The organism is Eikenella sp. HMSC061C02 (genome assembly GCF_001809035.1).
Taxonomy (GTDB): Bacteria; Pseudomonadota; Gammaproteobacteria; order Burkholderiales; family Neisseriaceae; genus Eikenella; species Eikenella corrodens.
Window position 1 is genome coordinate 1 of the sequence record NZ_KV795549.1, and the last position, 3,725, is coordinate 3,725.

5 protein-coding genes are annotated in these 3,725 nt (G+C 54.9%); 4 read left to right on the forward strand and 1 reads right to left on the reverse strand.

What is annotated here, in order from left to right:
* Positions 1–54 precede the first annotated feature (54 nt).
* Entirely contained in the window at positions 55–591 is a 537-nt protein-coding gene (gene ruvC / locus HMPREF2541_RS06115; RefSeq protein ID WP_003825039.1) for a crossover junction endodeoxyribonuclease RuvC, read from the reverse strand.
* Between the two features lie 205 nt (positions 592–796).
* Here ruvC and minC point away from each other — a divergent pair, with 205 nt between their 5' ends.
* From minC to HMPREF2541_RS06135, 4 genes are all read left to right on the forward strand, one after another.
* Positions 797–1,516: a septum site-determining protein MinC gene (gene minC, locus HMPREF2541_RS06120; protein ID WP_003825036.1), complete on the forward strand. Its 720-nt coding sequence runs from the start codon at positions 797–799 to the stop codon at positions 1,514–1,516.
* A gap of 124 nt (positions 1,517–1,640) precedes the next feature.
* Positions 1,641–2,453 (forward strand): septum site-determining protein MinD, encoded by an 813-nt coding sequence (gene minD, locus HMPREF2541_RS06125; RefSeq protein ID WP_003825033.1) that lies wholly within the window; start codon positions 1,641–1,643, stop codon positions 2,451–2,453.
* Positions 2,454–2,456: 3 nt separating this feature from the next.
* The gene (minE, locus tag HMPREF2541_RS06130) at positions 2,457–2,729 is read left to right on the forward strand and encodes a cell division topological specificity factor MinE (RefSeq protein ID WP_003825031.1); all 273 of its coding nucleotides are present in this window, start codon (positions 2,457–2,459) and stop codon (positions 2,727–2,729) included.
* Between the two features lie 3 nt (positions 2,730–2,732).
* Complete coding sequence (locus tag HMPREF2541_RS06135) at positions 2,733–3,653, forward strand: hydrogen peroxide-inducible genes activator (protein ID WP_003825027.1); 921 nt, start codon at positions 2,733–2,735, stop codon at positions 3,651–3,653.
* Positions 3,654–3,725: the final 72 nt, after the last annotated feature.

Sequence of the window (3,725 nt, forward strand, 5' to 3'; positions counted from 1 at the left end):
AGCTGAAATGAAATTTACCCAGCACAAATACAACAACCACTGGCTACCTGAAAATCAAACCTGAAAGCGCCCACCTTTAATTTGCGAAGCATTGTGCAATTTGGCTGCTAAACTATGATTACGCAATGCATGGGTAAGCGCCACAGCCAACCCATCGGCCGCATCAGCTTGCGGCTTCCCTGACAACTTCAGCATCTGCACCACCATATGCTGCACCTGCTCCTTCGCCGCCTTACCCTGTCCCACCACCGCCTGCTTCACCTGCAAAGCCGTGTATTCATATACAGGCAATCCGCGCAACACCAGTGCCGCTACTGCCGCGCCGCGCGCCTGCCCCAGCATCAGTGTGGCAGCGGGATTAACGTTCACAAACACCTGCTCCACCGCCGCCTGGTTCGGCTGGTAAGTATCGATAATCTCACCAATGTGCTGCACAATAATGCCGATGCGCCCGGCCAGCTCGTCGCCCGGGATGGTTTTGATGCAGCCGGATGCCACGTAGCGCTGGCTCTGCCCCAGCACATCAATCACACCAAAACCCGTTACCCGGCTGCCCGGGTCGATGCCTAAAATCCGTATCGGCTTCTGCATAGTTTTTCCATTTAAATTGCTCAAACTGGTTTTCAGGTAGCCTCTAGTTTGCCAAACAGGCTACCTGAAAGCGATTCGCCGCATTATAAGCTAAGTTTTTAGGTAGCCTGATAATAAGCCGACCATCGCACAAATTTGAAGTAGCCTACATAAAACGGTAAACTGCGAGCCGTTTCAATTCTTAAATTACGACTCCATCGCACCGATGAAGCCAGCATTCGACATCAAATCCGCCCGTATTGACGCGCTCGCCATCCAGCTCAACACCACCGAGCTGGCGGCTATCCGTCAAACCCTCACCGAGCGCGCCGCTCAATACCGCGAACTCAGCGATATGCCGCTGCTGCTCGACGTACAGGCATTCGACTCGCCGGACAATCTGGATTTAGACAGCCTGCTCGGCCTATTTGCCGAGCACAGCCTGCCCATCGGCACCCTGCGCCATCACAACGAACAATGGCAGGCTGCCGCCCGTGCCCATCACTTAGCCTTTTGCTGCGACAATGCCAATAGTGAAGAAAACAAAAGGCTACCTGAAAATGCGCAACATGAAACGCCCAGTACCCCGCCCGCTCCCGCCGTGCGTCAAACCCTGGTGGTGGAGAAACCTATCCGCACCGGCCAGCAGGTGTATGCCGAAAATGCCGACCTGATCGTACTAGGTTTAGTAAACGAAGGAGCCGAAGTGATTGCCGACGGCCATATTCATATTTATGCTCCCCTGCGTGGTCGTGCCTTAGCAGGCGCCAGCGGCGACCAAAATGCCCGCATTTTTGCCCAATCGATGCAGGCCGAGCTGGTATCCATCGCTGGCATCTACCGCACTTTCGACCAACAGCTGCCGCCGCACCTCCACCGCCAGGCCGTGCAGATCTATTTGCAAAAAGAGCGGCTGGCCATCGCCGCCCTCAGCGAGATTATTTGAACGTAACATACATTTACTTGACTACACACAATACAAAGGGCAGCAAACAATTTTCAGGTAGCCCGCCAAACGTAACAACCTAATTTCAACAAAACGGATTCACCTAAGGGAAAGGACCATAACCGTGGCAAAAATTATTGTAGTAACCTCCGGCAAAGGCGGCGTGGGTAAAACCACCACCAGCGCCAGCATCGCCAGCGGCCTGGCTTTAAAAGGACACAAAACCGCCGTGATCGACTTCGACGTCGGCCTGCGCAACCTCGACCTCATCATGGGCTGCGAACGCCGCGTGGTGTACGACTTAATCAACGTTATCCAAAACGAAGCCACATTGCACCAGGCACTGATTAAAGACAAGCATTGCGACAACCTGTTCGTACTGCCCGCCTCGCAAACCCGCGATAAAGACGCACTCACCCGCGAAGGCGTGGAACGCGTACTCTCCGAGCTTACCGAAAAACTGGACTTCGAATTCGTGATTTGCGATTCGCCCGCCGGTATCGAAACCGGTGCGCTGATGGCGCTGTATTTTGCCGACGAAGCCATCGTCACCACCAACCCAGAGGTATCCAGCGTGCGCGACTCCGACCGCATCTTGGGCATTCTGCAAAGCAAGAGCCGCCATGCCGAAAAAGGTGAACAGGTGAAAGAACACCTGCTGATTACCCGCTACAACCCAGAACGTGTGGAAAGCGGCGAAATGCTTTCAGTGAAAGACATTGAAGACGTGTTGCGCATCCCGCTCTTGGGCGTGATTCCCGAATCGCAAAGCGTGCTGCAAGCCTCCAACGTCGGCCTGCCTGTCATCCACCAGGAAGGCGCGCCTGCCGCTGAAGCTTATAAAGATGTGGTGGCTCGCCTGCTGGGTGAAAACCGTCCAATGCGTTTCTTGGAAGCAGAGAAAAAAGGCTTCCTGCAACGCCTGTTTGGAGGTTAAGCCATGTCATTGATTGATATATTGTTTGGCAAGAAGCCCAAATCCGCCAGCATTGCCCGCGACCGCCTGCAAATCATCATTGCGCAGGAGCGCGTGAAATCCCAAGCGCCTGACTACCTGCCCACCTTGCAGAAAGAGCTGTTGGAAGTATTGTCGAAATACGTGCACGTTTCGCTCGACGACATCCGCATCTCGCAGGAAACGCAAAACGGCGTAGATGTTCTGGAGCTCAACATCGTTTTGCCAGACATCCAACGCAAAAACGAAGAAAGCTAAATCATGACTCTGACCGAATTGCGCTATATTGTGGCCGTTGCACAAGAACGCCACTTCGGCCGTGCCGCCCAACGCTGCTTTGTCAGCCAGCCCACTCTCTCTATTGCGATTAAAAAGCTGGAGGAAGAGCTTTCTGTTTCGCTGTTCGACCGCAGCAGCAACGAAGTCAAGCCCACCGAAACTGGCGAGCGCATCATTACCCAGGCGCACCGCGTGCTGGAAGAAGCCGACCGCATCAAACACCTGGCCGCCTCCGAACAAAATGAGCTGGCCGGCGTGTTTAAGCTGGGGCTGATTTTTACAGTGGCTCCCTATCTTTTGCCGCGCCTGATTTTGTCGCTGCGCAAGCTGGCGCCCGATATGCCGCTGATGCTGGAAGAGCACTACACCGCCAACCTCACCGACTCCCTGAAAAAAGGCGAGTTGGACGCCATCGTGGTGGCCGAGCCCTTCCAAGAGCCGGGCATCATCACCGAGCCGCTGTATGACGAGCCGTTTTTCGTCATCGTGCCGAAGGGGCACGAATTCGAAGAGCTCGACGCCGTATCCGTGCAGCAGCTGACAGAACAGCAAGTGCTGCTGCTCAGCGAAGGCAACTGCATGCGCGACCAAGTTTTAGAAAGCTGTAGCAAATTGGCCTCCCGCCAGCGCATCCTCGGCCTGGCCAACACCCTGCAGGGCAGTTCCATCAACACCATCCGCCATATGGTAGCCAGCGGCCTGGGCATCAGCGTACTGCCCTCCAGCGCCCTCACGGACAACGACCACTTGCTGTTTTCCATCATCCCCTTCGAGCCGCCCGTACCCAACCGCCGCATCGTATTGGCCTCGCGCCGTAACTTTGTACGACCGCAGGCATTGCAGGCATTGCGCCAAGCCATTCTGAAATCCCAGCTTACCGGTGTGCGTTTTGCCGAAGCCTAGCCGGTTTGGCAGAGGCTACCTGAAATCGTCTGATTATTTTTGGGGCTGTCCTAGATAACCAGGAATATTCAA

What these genes read in the sequence shown, in the direction of transcription:
- ruvC (WP_003825039.1), bottom strand. Translation starts at nt 591, where the DNA reads ATGCAGAAGCCGATACGGATTTTAGGCATCGACCCGGGCAGCCGGGTA.
- minC (WP_003825036.1), top strand. Translation starts at nt 797, where the DNA reads ATGAAGCCAGCATTCGACATCAAATCCGCCCGTATTGACGCGCTCGCC.
- minE (WP_003825031.1), top strand. Translation starts at nt 2,457, where the DNA reads ATGTCATTGATTGATATATTGTTTGGCAAGAAGCCCAAATCCGCCAGC.
- HMPREF2541_RS06135 (WP_003825027.1), top strand. Translation starts at nt 2,733, where the DNA reads ATGACTCTGACCGAATTGCGCTATATTGTGGCCGTTGCACAAGAACGC.